This is a genomic window from Roseibium sp. RKSG952 (assembly GCF_009711355.1).
Window position 1 is genome coordinate 67,010 of record NZ_SMMF01000957.1, and the last position, 19,159, is coordinate 86,168.

The following is a 19,159-nucleotide window of genomic DNA, read 5'->3' on the forward strand; positions in this document are numbered from 1 at the left end:
CAATGGTATTCGATACACTTCTGATCGCCAATCGCGGGGAAATTGCCGCACGCATCATCCGGACCGCGCGATCGCTCGGTCTTCGGACAGTGGCTGTTTATACGACCGCGGACGCCACGGCGCCGCATGTTGAACTTGCTGATGAGGCGATTTGGATCGGAGACGGACCCGTTGGCGAAAGTTATTTGAAGGGCGATAAGATCATCGCAGCTGCCGAAAAAACGGGGGCTGGGGCGATCCATCCAGGGTATGGGTTCCTGTCTGAAAACGCAGAGTTTGCCAGATCGGTTGAGGCCGCTGGACTGATCTTTGTCGGTCCCGACCCCGAAGCAATCAGGTTGATGGGCGACAAGGCTGACGCCAAACGGCTAATGCTTTCTGCAAGCGTGCCTTGTGTACCGGGATATGAGGGCGATGATCAGTCCGAAGCCGTTTTGGTCAAAGCCGCGGACAACATTGGATTTCCCATCATGGTAAAGGCAGCAGCTGGTGGCGGCGGGCGCGGGATGCGGCTGGTTCACGACGCTGGTGCTTTGCCCGCGGCAATCGCGTTGGCGCGATCCGAGGCAGAAAATGCGTTTGGTTCTGGTGAACTGATCCTTGAAAAGGCGATTACCGACGCCCGCCACGTTGAAATTCAGGTCTTTGCCGACACACATGGAAATGTGATCCATCTGGGCGAACGGGACTGTTCGGTTCAGCGCCGTCACCAGAAGGTTGTCGAAGAGGCTCCTTGCCCGGGGATGACATCTGAATTGCGGGCAAAGATGGGCGATGTCGCCATTGAGGCTGCGCGCGCGGTGAACTATCGCGGAGCAGGCACTGTTGAATTTCTGCTGGATGCTTCAGGGGAATTTTATTTTCTCGAAATGAACACCCGCCTGCAAGTGGAACATCCGGTGACTGAAATGGTCACCGGTCTTGATCTTGTGGCAATACAGATCGCGGTCGCTCAGGGCGAAGCTCTTCCGGTTTCGCAAGAGGATGTGACCCTGAATGGGCATGCGATGGAAGTGCGCCTATATGCCGAGGATCCGGTCAACGGCTATCTGCCGGCAACGGGTCCGATTGACATCTGGCAGTTTGCGATCGGACCCGGAGTGCGCGTGGACGCAGGCATTGAAACCGGGCAGGAAGTGTCTCCGTTCTACGACCCGATGCTGGCCAAAATCATCGCGCATGGACCCACCCGCGAAACTGCGCGAGCGCGGCTGATCAGGGCAGTAAAGGAATCCGTGTTACTCGGAACGGTGACGAATTCGGCCTTCCTTGTGGATGTGCTGGGGCAGGGCACTTTCATCAGCGGCGATGCTACAACAACCTTTCTTGATCGCATCTATCCAGAGGGTTTCCCCGCTTATCAGACCAGCGGGCGCGACGCCGCTTTGGCACTTGCCCTGATGCTCGAAGCCGACCAAGCGCGTGCTAAGGATGCGGCTGGTTACGTCTCATGCGATCAACTCGGCTGGTCCAGCGCCGCCCTTTTGCCGTTCAGCGTAAAACTGGTGTGTGGTGAGGATGAGGTTAGCATTCGTGCCCGCGCGCGTCCGGATGGTTGGACCGTTTGGGTCAGAGAAGAGAAGTTTGATGTTACGTTCGTGAACCGCTCGGGCTCCAATATCCGAGCACGCATCAATGACCAGACCGTAGATGTTGTGGCCCATCTGACACGCGACATGGTCAAGTTCGCCATCGGTGCTGAGCGCCTGAAGTTTCGACGTCTGCGCCCCGGCGCTGTTGACGAAGCAACCACAGCCGGAGGCTGCGTAATCGCCCCAATGCCGGGTTTGCTAATCGAAGTGAACGCGGAAGCTGGCCAGAACGTGGCCAAGGGCGACCGGCTGGCTGTTCTGGAAGCGATGAAAATGCAGCATCAAATCACGGCGGCCGTAGACGGTGTGATCACCGCGGTCCACGTCGAAACGGGTCAGCAGCTAACCTCGGGCGATGTGATGATCGAGATTGAGGAGACCTAGATGAATTCCGATCTTTGCCGTCGACTTGGGATCGAGTTCCCGCTGTTTGCGTTCAGCCATTGCCGGGATGTTGTGGCTGCAGTATCGCGCGCGGGCGGCATGGGCGTTTTCGGGGCGGTCTTGACACCACCGGACAAGTTGAGGGCTGAATTGGATTGGATCGACACACATTGCGGCGGCAAACCTTATGGTGTGGATCTGATCGTTCCGACGTCGATGCAGAAACAGGGCGATCCGGCCCTCAGCGGGCAAGACCTGCTTGCCGCTCTGCCGGAGACACACAAGCAGTTCGCCAATTCCCTGCTAAACGATCACGGTGTTGGCCTTGACGGTTTGGACGACGCCCGCCTCGATATGATGCACCTTTCCGACAACATGAACACCACCGGTGCCGAAGCTGTTCTGGACATCGTGTTTTCATATCCGATCAAGCTGATCGCCAATGCACTGGGGACGCCTCCGCCAATCATGATGGAGCGCGCACAGGCTGCTGGTGTACCGGTTGCCGCGCTGGTTGGTTCGAAAAAGCATGCAGAACTGCAGGTAGCTGCAGGTGTTGATATCCTTGTAGCTGCAGGTGGCGAAGCTGGTGGTCATTGCGGGGAAGTGTCGACCATGGTTTTGGTGCCCGAAATCGTCTCGGTGGCGAACGGCACCCCTGTGCTGGCCGCGGGGGGTATTGTGAATGGCGCGCAGATGGCCGCAGGAATTGCAATGGGCGCTGCGGGCGCCTGGTGCGGCTCGGTCTGGTTGACAACAGCCGAGGGCGAACCTCCACAACAGATCAAGGACAAGATGCTGGCAGCGACATCAGCCGACACCGTGCGGAGCCGTTCACGCACCGGCAAGCATTCCCGCCAACTCAAATCCGCTTGGACGGATGCGTGGGAGACTGATGGGCCGGATCCACTTGCGATGCCCTATCAGTCGCTGGTTTCAGAACCGGCTTTGCGCAAGGTCGAGAAACTGGCGCAGTCCGGACATGAGGGGGCGGAGAAGCTCTCAACTTACTGGGTCGGACAGTGGGTCGGTCTGATGAACCAGGTAACCTCGGCTACGGCAGTCGTTCAGGAATTCAAGCAGGATTATCTGGCCGCTATCGACCGTCTGAATTCAACGTTGGAGGGCTAAGCAGTGCAACAGGCAATGGATTTTCTAGAAGAAAGCGACGCTTTGCAGGCGGTTTTGGCAGATGTATCAGGCGATCAATGGGAAACTGTAACCCAATTCAAGGGATGGACGCTGAACGATGTGCTCGTGCATCTGCACTATTGGAACCAAATGGCTGACCTGTCCCTTAACGATCCTGACGCCTTTACCGCCCGAATTGGGGCATTGTTCGCCAAGGCCAAGGTTGAAGGCCTGCGCGCGGCAGAGAATGAGGTGATCTCAGAACGCGGGGCAGAATTGCGCGCGGCCTGGCGGTCGCTTTATACCGACATTGGTGCACGTTGGGTGGATCTCGATCCCAAGCACAGGGTGAAATGGGCGGGTCCGGATATGTCGGTACGTTCCTCAATTACTGCCCGGCAGATGGAGACCTGGGCACACGGTCAGGAAGTGTTCGACATTCTGGGTCTTGTGCGCAGCGAGCATGATCGTATCAGGAACGTCGTTGTGTTGTGTGTGAACACTTTTGGTTGGGCCTATAAGGTCAATGGTCGGCCCGTACCCGATGCGATGCCGCGATTGGAGTTGACCGCGCCATCAGGGGCAGTTTGGGAGTTTGGTGAGCCGGGTGAAAACAAGATCACAGGCTCTGCCGTAGAGTTTGCTCAGGTTTCCGCCCAGACGCGCAACATCGGAGATACTTCCCTGAAAGTGGAAGGTGCAATAGCGACAGAGTGGATGTCGATCGCTCAGTGTTTTGCGGGTGGGGTGGAAAAGCCCCCTGCTGTGGGTACGCGTCACCGATCCTAACGCCAGAAGCGTTGTTGGTTGGCTAGCCGTGATTGTTGGAGTCGCACGGTTTAGTGGGCTCAAGTTGACGATACGTTGTTAACGCGTCAGACACGAACGCAGAAGCGGACAGAGAATACGGATATGCTACAGTTTGATGTGACAAAACTGGCCGCTGGCCTAATCATCGCTGTGTTGGTGGGCTGGCTGTTGGTTCTTGGAAAAAGCATCCTGTTACCGGTGCTTCTGGGCATCATCGGCATCTATGTTCTGGATTCCACCGCTTCGGCGGTTGGTCGCGTTCCCGGGTTGCGTGGTATACCGCGACGGCTGCGGCGCCTGCTTGCCCTGCTGACGATATTCCTGATCGTTTTCCTGATGGCCATGTTCATTGAGGCAAACGCGCAAGCAGTTGCTGAGAACATGCCGCGCTATCAAAGCAACCTGAACACGTTAGTCGAAACCATCATGGGTTCTCTGGGTGTCGAGAAACTGCCGGACTGGTCCACGATCGAGAAAACCCTTTCGGACAAATTTGATGTCATGGGTTTCCTGCAAGGGGCACTGACCACCGTGCAGGGTTTTGGCACAATCCTGTTCATGGCGATCCTCTACATGGTGTTCATCCTGACCGATCTGGACGGTATGCCAGCAAAGGTACAGCAAGCTTTTGGCAACGCAGAAACCGCCGGCCGGTCGCTGAAAATAGTTGGCCAGATCAACCAGAAAATCGGCAGCTATCTGAGCGCTAAAACACTGATCAATGTCATTCTGGCGACGATCTCTTTCGTGATCATGCTTCTTTTGGGGATCGAGTTTGCGTTGTTCTGGGCCATCCTGATCGGGCTTTTGAACTACATTCCATACCTCGGATCCATCCTGGGCGTGCTGTTTCCGGTCATGCTGAGTCTGGTGCAGTTCACTGACCTCTGGCATGCCGGGATTGCCTTTGTGGCGCTTATGGCGGCACAGCTGTTTGTCGGCAACGTGCTGGAGCCACGGCTGGTTGGCAATTCCGTGAACCTGAGCGGGTTCATGGTTTTGTTCTCGCTGGCAATCTGGACCGCCATGTGGGGACTCGCAGGCACAATCCTGGCCGCACCTCTGACCGCGGTCGTGATGATCATCCTGTCTCAGATCCAGTCAACACGCCCAATCGCGATCCTCATGTCCGAAAACGGAGAAATCGATTGAGAGTGCATGCTTTGAGCCCCCAGTTTCCATGCATTGTGGTTCACGGTATAACTGGAACGATGCCTGCGAACACCAGTTAGCTCTCGATATGTCGAGCATCCTTTTTCTGAGCAACGTATTGCTTCCAGAGCGCAGGGATGCCGACGCAGTTGACCCTGTATTATTTGCAGGGCATCGGCTGCGCAGAATTTGCTCTGCTCCAACCCCTGATGGGGGCCTATCCGTCCTTTTTCGGTAGCGCATCATAGGTCGCCTGAAGATAGGCAAACCCGTAACGCTGATCCGGTTCCAGGTGAGTTCCCTCGGCCCACTCATTCCAAGCATTGATGAAAACGATTTTTTCGTTAGCGCTGTATTTGTCCCGTGCCAGAACCTGATTGCACAACTGTTCCGTCCAGCGCTTGTATGCGTCGATGGAAAATCGACCCATGATACGGGGTGCATCCTGATTGCGTGCCGTATTGTCCCATGACAGCGTAGAAGATCGGAACAGCTTGTAATCCGGTTCCGGTTTTTGGATTTGGGCTTCAACCACCGCTTCGTAATCCATGATCATACCTGTAAATTCAGGATTGTAGACGCCCATTTCGTCGGTGATATCAGTACGCTGTACCTGTTGAGGCGGAAACTCCATCGCGGCATCAAAGCCCAGTTTTTCGGGGTCTCCGATATCGAAGGTCTGTGCGGCGACAAGATAGAGACCCTGCTCACCCCAACGCTGTGCTTCTTCTCGCCAGGCTTTCGTTGTTTCCCGGATATCGGGAATGATATTGGCGCGATAAACAATAAATACGGGTTTTCCGTCTATCCGAATATAGCGCGGATCTTCCATGTATTTGCGCACATGTCGCAGCAGATTCACGGAATCTTCGATGGAGTGATTTTGCCCGATCAATATGTCATGTTCTCGCCCATCCCAACGACGGGTCCAGTTTTCGTTTGCCCATGTCAAACAAAAGGGCATGTCAACGTCGGGGTTGGCAAGCATCTGCTCCAGCGGATGCTCCAACAGGGTCTTTCCGCCAAACCAATAGAAATAGTATGAAAATCCGCCTATCCCATAGGCTTTGGCCATCTGTGCCTGCTCGACCATGATCTCAGGCAATCGCAGATCATAATACCCCAGGTGAATTGGACAATGCGGCTGATAATGGCCCGGATAGTTTGGGACCGCCTTTCCGACGTTGGTCCACTCGGTAAAACCTTTACCCCACCATTCATCGTTTTCCTTGAATGGATGAAATTGGGGCAAGTAATGTGCGATTGCTTTGACTGCCGGTTCAGCCGCTGCAGGTGGGTTGAAGGGCACAAACTCGTCAGACCGACCGATTGCTTCGAAACTTTGCCGCTGTGATTGGCCTTGAGTATTCCAGCCCCGTCTCGGATCACGCTTCTTAGCCGAATTGCGAAATCGCCTTGCCGTTCGTGAGGATAGAGGAGGGCTGCATTTGGAAGCAGCTGAAAGCAGGTAGAAAAGCAGGGTATCTTTGATCGACATGCAAATTTCTCATTCTACGGCGTTTGACGCTGACTGCGAGGAAGTGGCCCTTCCGCTGTAAGCATGCCAATCGCTTATAGGAATGCTTCCGTCATGCTCAAATGATGCTATCGAGTTTGCTGCTAAATAATATGGCGCTATTCCGCAATCCCTAATTCCAGAGGCAGTAGCCGCTGCAACGATGCGTCTGGGTCAGTCCACCAAGGTACGAATTACCAATGGAAGACTTCTGGCAACATGGTGCATGTTGGGGCCAAATCAGGGCTCAAGCTTCTGCTCTGACCTCAGGATAGATGTTGTCATCAGGGCTTCAGGCAAAACACCAACCAAGGTTGTGGTGAAACTCCAAAACCGCATTTTTCACACAGCGATCCAGAATGTAGTTTCATCGTTTCGATGGCGGTGCCTTTCGCTGATCGCGCTCGCAATACTTGGTAAGTGCATAACATATATGAATAATATAATTCCAAGACTAACTGGTCAAACATGATATAAATCAAGTCTGGGATCCAAAAAACCAAATAGGCTGCTGAACGCAAGGAAAGTAACTTTGTAAGCTAGGACGCGCGCATCATGACGCCCCAAGCCACTCGACGCAGTTTTTTGCGGGGAAGATTCTCGACGCCCGCAGAGAATGAACCGCCCGCCCCGAGGCCATTTGGGGCGATCGGGGATTCTCGCTTTTCTGAGATCTGCTCAAGCTGTGGTGATTGTGTACGGGCCTGCCCGGAAGGCATCATCTTATCGGCCCCGGACGGATCGCCGGTCGTCGATTTCAACAAAGGCGCTTGCACTTTCTGCGGTGATTGCATCAATGCTTGCCAGACAGGCGCGTTGGAGGAATCTCAACCCTGGCACTGGCGTGCAGATACCACCGACACCTGCCTCGCCAAGAATGGTGTGCAGTGTCGCAGTTGCGAGGACCACTGCGATGAGTCCGCCATCCGGTTCCGATTGATGACGCAGGGCCGAGCCGAGCCACAAATCGATGAAACCTCCTGCACGGGTTGTGGCGGCTGCGTCGCGCCTTGCCCAGTAGGTGCAATCCAAATGGTCCAAATGCTTCAAACAACGGAGGCACAGACATGCTGAACATTTGCGGCTGCCTTGTCCACGCGATGCCCGAAACGACTGACAGCGTGATCAAATCCATAAATGCGGCCGAAGGCTGTGAGGTTCACGCCTGTGAAAACGGGCGCATTGTTGTCACCGTCGAAGACACCGAAACAACGCGGGCATCTGATCAGATTATGGATATGCACCAGATCCCCGGCGTGCTGACTGTCACCCTGACTTACCACCATTTCGAAGAGCTTCCGGCCGAGAACGAAGCTCATTCGCAACCCTCTGCCTGAACGGGAGAAAATAGCCATGACTCTGCCAACGTCCCGCCGCTCGTTCCTTAAGGCGACCGCTGCCGCTGCAACGGCTTCGGCCGCCGGTATCACCCTGCCTCAGAGTGCTTCTGCTCAGATCGGGGCTCCAGACATTCGCTGGGACAAAGCAGCCTGTCGCTTCTGCGGCACGGGTTGTTCTGTTCTTGTCGGTGTAAAAGACGGTCGCGTTGTGGCCACCCAGGGCGACCCCGAGGCGCCGGTGAACCGCGGCCTTAACTGCATCAAGGGCTATTTCTTGTCTAAGATCATGTACGGCTCCGACCGTCTGACCACTCCGTTATTGCGCAAGTCAAACGGAGCCTACGACAAGAATGGTGAGTTCGAACCGGTCAGCTGGGACGAAGCCTTCGACGTGATGGCCGAGAAATGGAAGGCCTCCATCAAGGAAAAAGGCCCAACCGCGGTTTCGATGTTTGGTTCAGGGCAATGGACCGTCTGGGAAGGCTACGCAGCCGCAAAATTCATGAAGGCCGGTCTGCGTTCGAACAATATCGACCCGAACGCACGCCATTGCATGGCATCAGCTGTGGCCGGCTTCATGCGCACATTCGGCATCGACGAGCCGATGGGCTGCTATGACGACTTCGAACATGCCGACACGTTCGTGCTGTGGGGTTCGAACATGGCCGAGATGCACCCGATCCTTTGGTCGCGGCTGACTGACACCCGTCTGACCAAACCGGGTGCCGAAGTGCATGTGCTTTCGACTTTCGAACACCGCTCATTCGAGCTGGCCGACAACGGCATGATATTTGTGCCGCAAACCGATCTGGCAATCCTCAACTACATCGCCAACTACATCATTCAGAACGATGCGGTGAACTGGGACTTCGTCAACAAGAACGTCAACTTCACAAAAACGGCCACCGACATCGGCTATGGCCTGCGTCCTGAGCATGAACTGGAACAGGCAGCGGCCAATCCAGCCCACGAGGGCAAGCACGGCAAACTCGAACAGATCGATTTCGAAGCCTACAAGGAATATGTAGCACCCTATACGCTGGAATACGTGTCCGAGCTGTCTGGCGTGCCCGCTGCACAGCTGGAGCGTCTGGCTCAGCAATACGCCGACCCCGACCGCAAGATCATGAGCCTGTGGACCATGGGCTTTAACCAACACACCCGCGGGTCGTGGGTGAACTCGCTTATGTACAATGTGCATCTGTTGATGGGTAAGATCTCCGAGCCAGGCAACTCACCGTTCTCGCTGACTGGTCAGCCATCGGCATGTGGCACTGCGCGCGAAGTGGGCACCTTTGCGCACCGCCTGCCTGCAGACATGGTCGTGGCCAACGAAAAGCATCGCGAGATCGCTGAAGACAAGTGGCTGCTGCCTGCAGGGACTATCCCGCCCAAACCCGGCTACCACGCGGTGGAACAACACCGCAGGTTGAAGGACGGCGATCTGAATTGTCACTGGGTTCAGTGCACCAACAACATGCAGGCCGCTCCTAACATCAATGAAGAAGGATGGCCGGGCTATCGCAACCCGGATAACTTCATCACGGTCTCTGATCCTTATCCCACGGTTACCGCGCTGGCAGCCGACCTGATCCTGCCCACGGCAATGTGGGTTGAAAAAGAAGGTGCCTATGGCAACGCTGAACGCCGCACCCAGTTCTGGCGCCAGCAAGTCGATGCACCGGGTGAGGCTCGCTCGGATGTCTGGCAGGTGATGGAGTTTTCGAAACGCTTCAAGGTCGAGGATGTCTGGCCCGAAGAGCTGATCGCCCAGATGCCCGAGTACCGCGGAAAGACCCTGTACGAAATTCTTTACGAAAACGGCAAGGTCAACAAATACCCGCTGTCGGATACCGCCGAAGGTTTCAACAATCAGGAAGCCAATCATTTCGGGTTTTATGTCCAGAAGGGTCTGTTCGAGGAATACGCCTCATTTGGACGCGGCAAGGCGCATGATCTGGCTGATTTCGACGTTTACCATCAGGCACGCGGGATGCGCTGGCCTGTGGTTGACGGCAAGGAGACTCTCTACCGCTTCCGCGAAGGGTACGACCCCTATGTAAAAGAAGGTGAAGGGGTAAAATTCTACGGCAAGCCGGACGGCAAAGCGAGCATCATCTTCGCGCCATACGAACCGGCGCCGGAGGTTCCGGATGAAGAATATGATCTGTGGCTGGTTACAGGTCGCGTTCTGGAACACTGGCATTCGGGTTCGATGACCCGTCGTGTCCCGGAACTGCACCGTTCGTTCCCTGCTGCAGTAGTCTTCATGCACCCCGAAGACGCGAAAGAGCGCGGTCTGCGGCGTGGGCAAGAGATCAACGTATCAACTCGACGCGGTGATGTGCTGTCGCGGGTTGAGACACGCGGGCGCAACAAGATGCCCAAAGGCGTGGTGTTCTTCCCATGGTTCGATGAAGGCCAGCTGACCAACAAGCTGACGTTGGACGCAACTTGCCCGATCTCGAAAGAGACGGACTTCAAAAAATGTGCCTGCAAGGTCGAACGCGCCTGACACAACCATTTAGAATGTAAGCAAGCCAGATGCCCGCTAACGTCACAACATCAAGCCCCGTGAACCGGCGCCGTTTCCTTCAGGATACAGCGCGGGTCACGGCGGGTTGTGCCGTGGCGGGCAGTTTTCTTGCCTACCTGACGCTGGATGCCCGCGCCCTGCCGGCGCAGGCGATACGGCCACCCGGGGCATTGGATGAAGACAAGTTTCTGGCCGCCTGCATTCGGTGTGGTCTGTGTGTCCGCGATTGCCCTTATGACACCTTGAAGCTGGCGGAACTGGGAGTTGATGGACCGGCCACCGGCACGCCGTATTTCACGGCCCGCGAAGTGCCTTGTGAAATGTGCGAGGATATTCCCTGCGTTGTCGCTTGTCCGACCGGTGCTCTCGACCCATCACTGACCAATATCGATGACGCCGACATGGGGCTGGCCGTTCTGATTGATCAGGAAAGATGCCTGAACGCTTTGGGGCTGCGCTGTGACGTCTGCTATCGGGTCTGTCCGGTTATCGACGAAGCCATTACACTTGAGCGCCGCCATAATGAACGCTCGGGCCATCACGCCATTTTCATGCCGGTGGTCCATTCGGACGCTTGTACAGGCTGCGGGAAATGTGAAAAATCCTGCGTTCTGCCCGGAGAATCCGCGATCAAGGTTCTGCCGCGCCGGATTGCAATGGCCGAGGCAGCGGATCATTACAAACTCGGATGGGAAGACCGCGATCCATTGGTCGACGAGTTGATTGACCTGCCGGACAGACTGCCCGGACCCGGAACAGATAACCTTGCCGCACCCGGCGGATACATAAACGGGACGGAAGCACTGCCCGACCCTTCAATGGAAGGCGGCTTCACCCCCAGCTTCTCGCTGCCTGATACCGGGAGTGTCGGACAATGAGTGGTGCTGTGCATCTGCCAGTTGGACAGGAGGCCATTGAAGCCAAGGGCTGGATGGGGGCGCACAAGTACCTCATAATGCGCCGCCTTGCCCAACTTACGTTTCTCGGACTTTTCCTGTTAGGCCCCTGGTTCGGTATCTGGTGGGTCAAGGGCAATCTCAATGGTTCTTTAACCTTTGACACGCTGCCTCTGACTGACCCCTTCGTTCTATTGCAAGGAATGTTCGCTCAGCATTGGCCAGAGATGACTGCCCTCATCGGCGCTCTGATTGTCGGTGGTGCCTACGCAGTAATCGGTGGGCGGGTTTATTGCAGCTGGGTGTGCCCGATCAATCCGATTACAGACGGCGCACACTGGGTGCACGACAAATTGGGCATGCAAAAAGGTTGGCAGCCGAAACGAACCACCCGCTACTGGATCTTGGGAACCGTGTTGCTGGTTTCCGCGGCAACCGGAACAATCGCGTGGGAAGTCATCAATCCGATCTCGATGTTGCATCGGGGTCTCATCTTCGGGATTGGTTTCGCCTGGACTTTTGTGCTGGCTGTCTTTGTTTTCGATGTCTTTGTCTCGCGCCGAGGCTGGTGCGGCCATATCTGCCCCGTAGGCGCATTCTACGGTCTTTTAGGTCAGAAGGCGTTGTTACGTGTCAGCGCGGTCAACCGAGCGGCTTGTGACGATTGCATGGATTGCTTTGCGGTCTGCCCCGAGATGCATGTGATCTCACCAGCGCTGCGTGGAAAGACCGCTGATACACCCCTGATCCTGTCACCGGACTGTACCAATTGCGGACGTTGCATCGACGTCTGCGCGGTTGACGTTTTCAAATTCTCTCACCGTTTCGACACTGCCTCAGCGCCAGGACGCGTGGCCCGTTCGAAACCTTTATCGAAATCCGGGGCCAGTCGCGCCGCCTGAGCAAACAACGGAGTTTCTCATGAACAAGAACGCCATATTCAGCGCCCTCGCTGCCGCGGCACTGACTGCCGCTGCGGGTATCGCTCTTGCGCAATCTACCGGTTCGCAGGTGGATTCTTTGCGCGGTGCAGATATCGACGAACCTGTCGCCCTTGACCAGGTTCACCGCAATGTCGAAGGGCGGATGCAGCGTAACTATCGCCAACAACCGCCGCTGATCCCGCACAAGGTGGAACAATATCAAATTGACCTGCGCACCAACCAGTGCCTGTCCTGTCATGACTGGACCAAAGCAGGTGAGCGAAATGCCCCCACCTTGTCCATGACCCACTATCTGGATCGTGACGGTGTCGAATTGGATCAGGTCGCAGGTACACGGTACTTCTGCAATCAATGCCATGTGCCTCAGGCAGATGCGCCAGCGCTGATTGACAACGTCTTTCAGCCTTCTTCCGGCAACTAACCTAGCGCACGTCTGAAAGGAGCACCGAAATGGCAGACTCTCCTGAAAATCATGGCTGGCTTCGCCGCATCTGGACCTGGTTCTGGACACCCGCAGCCCTGTTCAGCACCGGCTTTCTGCTGATTGCAGGCTTTCTGGGCGGTATCCTTTTCTGGGGTGGGTTCCACTGGACACTGGAACTGACCAATACCGAAGAATTCTGTGTGTCGTGCCACACGATGGAAACCAATCTTGGCGAGTACCGCGAAACGATCCACTACAACAACCATTCAGGCGTGCGGGCCATCTGTTCCGATTGTCACGTTCCGAAAGAATGGAACCACAAGATCAAAGCCAAGATTATGGCGGTCAAAGATGTCTACCACGAACTGGCAGGCACGATCAGTACGCCCGAAAAGTACGAGGATCACCGTCTGCAGATGGCTGCCGCGGTTTGGAAGAAGATGAAAGCCTCTGACAGCCGCGAATGCCGGAACTGCCACAACTTCGACTACATGGACTTTACCCTTCAGGAGACACGCGCCGCGTCCGAACATCAGCGTGCAATTGACAACAACATGACCTGCATCGATTGCCACCAGGGTATCGCTCACAGCCTGCCACCCGGTTACCTTGAAGAGTACCAGAATGTGGTCGGATCGCTGAGCTTCGATGACCCGATTGCAATACGTGCGGAAGCCTCGGCAGATGGCACTGCAATTCAGTCTTTCCTCGACAGTCGCTCGGAATAGGAAACAGGTGATAAGATGCTTGAAATACTTGGAACAATCGGCGGCAATATCCTGAGCCTTCCGGGCATCCTCGGGCTGGCACTTGGCATGATGACACGACGCTTGTGGTTAGGCGCGCTGATGGGTGGACTTGTTGGCGTTGTCGAAACGCTTGTCTTCTCAGGTTGGAAATTCGACCAGATCGAAACGATGGAGTTGGTGATTGCAATTATCGTTGGCGTCATCGCAGGCAGCTTGGGGTGCGCCATTCGTCTCAAGGGTGCTTCTGCCTGATCACCTCGTCGAGCTGGCGCTCAGAATTCTCTGCTGTGGGAAAAATTGTTTATACGCCAAACCTTAGGGGCTGGTGTATTCTGTGAACCTGCTGTTTAGTCTGAAGGCAGCGCATACAAACCGCACTGACCAACACAAATCCCTATGATCAGGCTTTGCCAGTTTCGGGCACAGATCATGAGCCTGAAAAGAAGATGCTGAGACGTCATATGAAGGATGCAGCGCGCCTAGCTGGCGACTATGATTATATCATCGTGGGTGCGGGTACAGCCGGATGCGTACTGGCGAACCGGCTTACAGAAGACCCCAAAACCCGTGTCCTGCTGTTGGAGGCGGGAAAGTCCGACAATTATCACTGGGTGCATATCCCGGTCGGCTATCTTTATTGCATCGGAAATCCCCGTACCGACTGGATGATGAAGACCGCGCCCGAGGCCGGCCTGAACGGCCGCTCATTGACTTATCCACGCGGCAAAGTGTTGGGCGGCTGCAGTTCAGTCAATGGCATGATCTATATGCGCGGGCAGGCGGCGGATTATGACCACTGGCGGCAGCTTGGGAACACAGGCTGGGGCTGGGATGATGTGCTGCCATATTTCTTGAAGTCCGAAGATCACCATGCCGGTGACAGCGAGATGCATCGCAGTGGTGGTGAATGGAAAGTCCAGAAGCAAAAACTGAGCTGGGATATCCTGCAGGCAGTACAGGACGGCGCAAAAGAGTTTGGCATTCTCCCACGTGATGACTTCAATGATGGCAACAACGAAGGTTCGGGATTCTTCGAAGTCAACCAGAACAATGGCGTGCGTTGGAATACTGCTAAGGGCTTTCTGCGACCAGCGATGAAGCGTCCGAACCTGCGCGTCCTGACCGAAGCGATGACCGAGCATCTGATCCTTGACGGTAAAACTGTCCGAGGCGTTCGCTTTCGTCACAGGGGCAAGGTTCTGGACGCGATGACCAATGGTGAAGTGCTTCTGGCAGCCGGGTCAATCAATTCGCCCAAAATACTCGAAATGTCCGGTATTGGGCGAGGCGATCTGTTGACCGATCTGGGAATCCCAGTCCGGCATGAAAGCGCCGGAGTTGGCGAAAACCTTCAGGACCATCTGCAGATACGTACCGTGTTTCGAGTGCAGAATGCCAAGACGCTGAACACGATTGCCAATAGCCTGTTGGGAAAGGCTCGGATCGCGCTGCAATACGGGCTGACGCAGTCAGGGCCGATGTCTATGGCCCCGAGCCAGTTCGGCATGTTCACCAAATCGGACCCTTCTATGGAAACGCCGGATCTTGAATACCACATTCAGCCATTGTCGACCGACAAGCTGGGTGATCCGCTGCATCCGTTCCCGGCAATCACTGTTTCGGTCTGTAATCTGCGTCCGGACAGTATCGGCAGCAGCCATATCACGACCCAGGATTGTGATATTCAGCCTGATATCCGGCTCAACTACCTCTCAGCCTCGCGGGATCAAGCTATTGCAGTCAAATCGGTCAAGCAGGCACGCAAGATAATGACAGCAAAGGCGCTTGAGCCGTATCAGCCTGAAGAGATCCTGCCCGGACCCAAGTTTCAAAGCGATGCAGAGCTTGTCGAGGCGGTCGGTGACATCGCCACCACGATCTTTCATCCGGTAGGCACCTGCAAGATGGGAACGGACCCAAAGGCCGTTGTTGACCCGCAGTTGCGCGTACACGGCTTGGAAGGGGTTCGTGTGGCAGATGCTTCCGTGATGCCAAAAATAGTCTCAGGCAACACCGCTTCGCCCGTTATTATGATCGCGGAAAAACTGGCCGGGATGATCGGAAAAACAGCCAAACCCTAGTAGGTATTTCTGGATTACTTCCTGATGCGGTGAGCGTGGGTGAACACTTCACAATCAGCTCTCCTCGCATTTGCGACCAGTGTCATCCCCGATTGTTGCGCAAGCTTGACTGCAAACGCTGTCGGAGCCGATACGGCGATTAGCATGGAACATCCAAGAGCAGCGGTCTTCTGGATCAGCTCGACAGACACGCGCGAGGTGACAACAACGGCACCCTGTCCTGGATCTGTGTCATTGCGGATCAGCGCACCCAGCAGTTTATCCACGGCGTTGTGCCGACCTATGTCTTCGCGAGCCACCACGATGCCTTTCCCAGGAACGAGAAATCCGGCAGCATGGGCTGATCTGGTACGATCATGCAACTCCTGATGATCCCGAAGCTGATCTGTTGCCGATGCAATGTCTGCTGCATCGATCTGCAATCGGATGCCCGAAACAGGTGCAATATTCCGGACAGCCTGTTCCAAGCTGTCGATCCCGCACAGCCCGCAGCCGACCGGCCCCATTGACGCCCTGCGACGTCTTCCCAGTTTTTCGGACGCATCGTCTTTTAGCCAATAGCGAGCTTCTATACCTGCCTCATGGGCAACCTGCTCGAAATCCACAATCTCATCGGGATCAGAGATGAACCCCTCGGTCAGCGCAAATCCATAGGCAAAGTCCTGTATGTCGGAAGGCGAGGCCATCATCACTGCTGTCGTCGTGCCGTTAAACACCAGAGCAACCGGTGTCTCCTGTGCCAGTTCACGCGATATCTCAACACCAGTCCCGACGCTGAATGAAGACATCCGCACAGAGGCTTCATATTGCATTTTTGGGCTGTCACGGAATGGCACCGTCATCTTCAGTGCACCTTCGCCAGTAAATCATGTCCTTGCGCGGTCAAAGAATAGAACAAGCGCTGTGAACGCTCTTCTCGGTTCTCAAGACTTATCAGCTGGTGCTCTTCAGCAAGCGTCACGCACTCACGCAGGACTAGAGCGTGCGCGACGCCCAGTTTGGACGCAAAGCTACGGCTGTCGCTGGAAACTCCAAAATGCGCGGCGACCAGAACTCCGGCTCCGATCGGGCTCAGGTGTTCTGGGCTTTCTGCCATAAGACTGGTGACGGTATTCATCATTGCGTCTTCCACCCCTATTTCTCCAACAGTCGAAAACGGACCATGACGGACTTGGAAGCAGGGGTGAAGCTTTTGTCCCCAAACGCCTGATAGGGAACCAGAACGTTCAGTTCCGGATAGTAGCCAGCAACGCAACCCCTTGGGATGTCGTAAGGAACAAGGCGGAAGTTTTCGGCGACACGATCGAATCCATCATCATGACACCCGATGACATCCACCCGATTACCAGCTTCAGCTCCCAGCAGCGCGACATCCTCGGGATGCATGAACACGACCTGACGCTCACCATAGACGCCCCGGTAACGATCATCCATTCCATAGACTGTTGTGTTGTACTGGTCGTGTGAGCGGAAGGTCTGCAGCACGAATGTCTGATCATCACTATTGGCGCGCTGCCACTCGGTCTGATCCGGCAGATCAGCGTCCGAGAAGTTTGCACGCCCCGTCGGGGTCTGCCAATCCCGCGCCGCAGCACTGTTGTACAGATGGAAACCGCGCGGCTTGCGGACGGCCTCGTTGTAGTTGCCAAAAGCGGGCAGGACGCGCGCGATCAGATCACGGATCTTGTCGTTGTCATCTGCAAGTACGTCCCAATCAACCACATCGCTGCCCACGGTTGCCTTGGCGATACCAGCGACGATCCCGACCTCGGACCTTAGTTCTTTCGAAGCTGGCAGATTGATCCCACCGGAACCATGCACCATCGACATCGAATCCTCGACCGTCACGATCTGGCGCGCACCTTGTGAGTTGCGATCAATCTCAGTCCGTCCAAGGCAGGGAAGGATGTAAGAGGCTTTACCGGGCAACAAATGACCGTGGTTCAGCTTGGTGGCCACATTGACGGTCAGATCCAGATTGCCCAAAGCCTGTGCAATCAGTTGGCTATCAGGCGTGGCGCGGGCAAAGTTGCCGCCCAATCCAATAAACGCCTTGGCCTGGCCGTTCAGCATCGCGCCAATGGCATGCAATACGTTGTGACCCGGGTCACGCGGCATGGGAACGCCCAATTCCCGCTCCATCGCGTCCAGTAAAGGTTCAGGGGCCTTTTCATTGATCCCAACTGTGCGGTCACCTTGTACATTCGAATGGCCACGCACCGGGCACAAACCTGCACCCGGTCGTCCGATATTGCCGCGCAAGAACATAAAGCTGGCAATCTCGCGGATCGTCTGAACCGAATGCTTGTGCTGCGTCACACCCATGGCCCAGGTGGTGATCACCTTATCCGAGGACATGTAAATTTCTGCGGCTTCTTCGATCTGGGAACGGCTCAGACCAGATTGTTCCTCAATATTTTCCCAAGACGTGCTTTCGACCAGGGCGCGGTAGGCGTCAAATCCGTGGGCATGTTCGGTAATGAAGGCATGATCCAGCACAGACGGTCGTCCTTCGGCCAAAGCAACTTCGTCAGCAGCAAAAACAGTCTTGGCCATGCCGCGGAAGACTGCCATGTCACCACCGAGCCGTGGCCGATAGTAATCAGTTGAGGTTGCTTCGGAGCGACCCCGGATCATCTCAAGCTTGTTCTGAGGATCGGCAAATCGGTGCAGGCCTTTTTCCTTGAGGGTGTTGAAGACAACAACCCGCGCTCCGCGCAGGGTGGCCTTGCGCAGGTCAGCGAGCATCCTTGGATGGTTGGTTCCCGGGTTCTGGCCCACCACAAAGATAGCGTCTGCCTTTTCAAAGTCTTCCAACAGGACCGTACCTTTACCGATCCCGATTGCCTCGGTCAGCGCGACACCGCTCGCCTCATGACACATGTTCGAGCAATCCGGGAAGTTGTTTGTGCCGTAAAGGCGCACGAACATTTGGTATAGAAAGGCGGCCTCATTGCTTGCCCGTCCTGACGTGTAGAATTCAGCACGGTTCGGATCGTCCAATGCGTTCAGCGCTGCACCGATTTCAGCAAATGCAGTTTCCCAGTCTACCTGCTCGTACTTGTCGGTCGCAGGGTTGTAGCGAACCGGATGTGTCAAACGACCCTGATGCTCCAAATCATAATCGGTCCAGCTTCGCAGCTCTGTAACTGTGTGGCTGGCAAAGAATTCGGGCGTGACACGGGCCTTGGTAGCCTCCCAAGCCACTGCTTTGACGCCATTTTCACAGAATTCAAAAGATGACCCATGCTCGGGGTCGCCCCAGGCGCAACCAGGGCAATCAAATCCATCGGGCTGGTTGGCCTTGAGCATTGTTTTGGCACCTGACAAAGGTTTCCCACTGCCCATCAGCTGGCGCCCCACGCTTTTGAGGGCCCCCCAACCGCCAGCAGCTTTCGAACTTTTCCCGGTGCAGTCTTTTTTTGCCATTCTCGAACCTGTTTGATCACGCGCGATGACAAGGAAGGCATGACGCAATACCTCTCGCCTTGGCGGAGCCGATACGAAGTTGTTGATTTGTTGCAGCTGCTTGTTTTGACGTGCAGATTCACGCCCGGTCCAAGTGGCTTTCCATCAGTTAGATGCGACGGAATGGTATACCTGT

Annotated in this window: 17 protein-coding genes; 13 read left to right on the top strand and 4 right to left on the bottom strand. The window is 55.5% G+C overall.

Translation table 11 applies throughout. The features are described 5' to 3' along the window. Positions 1-2 precede the first annotated feature (2 nt). The 4 genes from E1297_RS38610 to E1297_RS38625 all read left to right on the top strand — a co-directional run bounded on the left by E1297_RS38610 (position 3) and on the right by E1297_RS38625 (position 5,069). A complete protein-coding gene (locus E1297_RS38610) occupies positions 3-1,976 on the top strand; it encodes an acetyl-CoA carboxylase biotin carboxylase subunit (protein WP_155147682.1) in 1,974 nt (657 codons plus the stop codon). Next, on the top strand, positions 1,977-3,107 hold the full coding sequence (locus E1297_RS38615) for a nitronate monooxygenase (protein ID WP_155147684.1): 1,131 nt from the start codon (positions 1,977-1,979) through the stop codon (positions 3,105-3,107). 15 nt (positions 3,108-3,122) lie between these two features. Beyond that, positions 3,123-3,896, top strand: a complete 774-nt coding sequence (locus E1297_RS38620) for a TIGR03084 family metal-binding protein (RefSeq protein WP_155147686.1) — start codon at positions 3,123-3,125, stop codon at positions 3,894-3,896. 123 nt (positions 3,897-4,019) lie between these two features. After that, the gene (locus tag E1297_RS38625; protein ID WP_155147688.1) at positions 4,020-5,069 is read left to right on the top strand and encodes an AI-2E family transporter; all 1,050 of its coding nucleotides are present in this window, start codon (positions 4,020-4,022) and stop codon (positions 5,067-5,069) included. Positions 5,070-5,286: 217 nt separating this feature from the next. Here E1297_RS38625 and E1297_RS38630 read toward each other — a convergent pair whose 3' ends face one another. Then, positions 5,287-6,321, bottom strand: a complete 1,035-nt coding sequence (locus E1297_RS38630; protein WP_209016263.1) for a glycoside hydrolase family 99-like domain-containing protein — start codon at positions 6,319-6,321, stop codon at positions 5,287-5,289. Between the two features lie 819 nt (positions 6,322-7,140). Between E1297_RS38630 and napF the strand changes: the two genes are divergently transcribed. The 9 genes from napF (at position 7,141) to E1297_RS38675 (ending at position 15,555) form a co-directional block, all read left to right on the top strand. Further along, positions 7,141-7,659, top strand: a complete 519-nt coding sequence (gene napF, locus E1297_RS51415; RefSeq protein WP_155147691.1) for a ferredoxin-type protein NapF — start codon at positions 7,141-7,143, stop codon at positions 7,657-7,659. Next, positions 7,653-7,922, top strand: a complete 270-nt coding sequence (locus tag E1297_RS38640) for a chaperone NapD (protein ID WP_155147693.1) — start codon at positions 7,653-7,655, stop codon at positions 7,920-7,922. The genes napF and E1297_RS38640 overlap by 7 nt, the downstream gene beginning before the upstream one ends. Positions 7,923-7,938: 16 nt before the next feature. Next, positions 7,939-10,440 carry a nitrate reductase catalytic subunit NapA gene (gene napA, locus E1297_RS38645; RefSeq protein WP_155147695.1) on the top strand — a complete coding sequence of 834 codons (2,502 nt, stop codon included), beginning with the start codon at positions 7,939-7,941 and terminating at the stop codon, positions 10,438-10,440. Positions 10,441-10,469: 29 nt separating this feature from the next. Continuing rightward, positions 10,470-11,339 (top strand): ferredoxin-type protein NapG, encoded by an 870-nt coding sequence (gene napG, locus E1297_RS38650; RefSeq protein ID WP_155147697.1) that lies wholly within the window; start codon positions 10,470-10,472, stop codon positions 11,337-11,339. Continuing rightward, positions 11,336-12,259 (top strand): quinol dehydrogenase ferredoxin subunit NapH, encoded by a 924-nt coding sequence (napH, locus tag E1297_RS38655; protein ID WP_155147699.1) that lies wholly within the window; start codon positions 11,336-11,338, stop codon positions 12,257-12,259. Before napG ends, napH begins: the two co-directional genes overlap by 4 nt. A gap of 19 nt (positions 12,260-12,278) precedes the next feature. Further along, positions 12,279-12,722, top strand: a complete 444-nt coding sequence (locus E1297_RS38660) for a nitrate reductase cytochrome c-type subunit (RefSeq protein ID WP_155147702.1) — start codon at positions 12,279-12,281, stop codon at positions 12,720-12,722. A 29-nt stretch (positions 12,723-12,751) separates the two neighbouring features. Next, the gene (locus E1297_RS38665) at positions 12,752-13,453 is read left to right on the top strand and encodes a NapC/NirT family cytochrome c (RefSeq protein ID WP_155147703.1); all 702 of its coding nucleotides are present in this window, start codon (positions 12,752-12,754) and stop codon (positions 13,451-13,453) included. A gap of 15 nt (positions 13,454-13,468) precedes the next feature. Further along, on the top strand, positions 13,469-13,726 hold the full coding sequence (locus tag E1297_RS38670; protein ID WP_155147706.1) for a hypothetical protein: 258 nt from the start codon (positions 13,469-13,471) through the stop codon (positions 13,724-13,726). Positions 13,727-13,935: 209 nt separating this feature from the next. Continuing rightward, positions 13,936-15,555, top strand: a complete 1,620-nt coding sequence (locus E1297_RS38675) for a GMC family oxidoreductase (RefSeq protein ID WP_155147708.1) — start codon at positions 13,936-13,938, stop codon at positions 15,553-15,555. Positions 15,556-15,569: 14 nt separating this feature from the next. Here E1297_RS38675 and fdhD read toward each other — a convergent pair whose 3' ends face one another. From fdhD to E1297_RS38690, 3 genes are read right to left on the bottom strand one after another with little or no spacing between them, the layout of a single operon-like run. Then, on the bottom strand, positions 15,570-16,343 hold the full coding sequence (fdhD, locus tag E1297_RS38680; RefSeq protein ID WP_244328046.1) for a formate dehydrogenase accessory sulfurtransferase FdhD: 774 nt from the start codon (positions 16,341-16,343) through the stop codon (positions 15,570-15,572). A 56-nt stretch (positions 16,344-16,399) separates the two neighbouring features. Further along, positions 16,400-16,675 (bottom strand): hypothetical protein, encoded by a 276-nt coding sequence (locus tag E1297_RS38685; protein WP_155147713.1) that lies wholly within the window; start codon positions 16,673-16,675, stop codon positions 16,400-16,402. 14 nt (positions 16,676-16,689) lie between these two features. Continuing rightward, a complete protein-coding gene (locus tag E1297_RS38690; RefSeq protein ID WP_155147715.1) occupies positions 16,690-18,984 on the bottom strand; it encodes an FdhF/YdeP family oxidoreductase in 2,295 nt (764 codons plus the stop codon). Positions 18,985-19,159 lie beyond the last annotated feature (175 nt).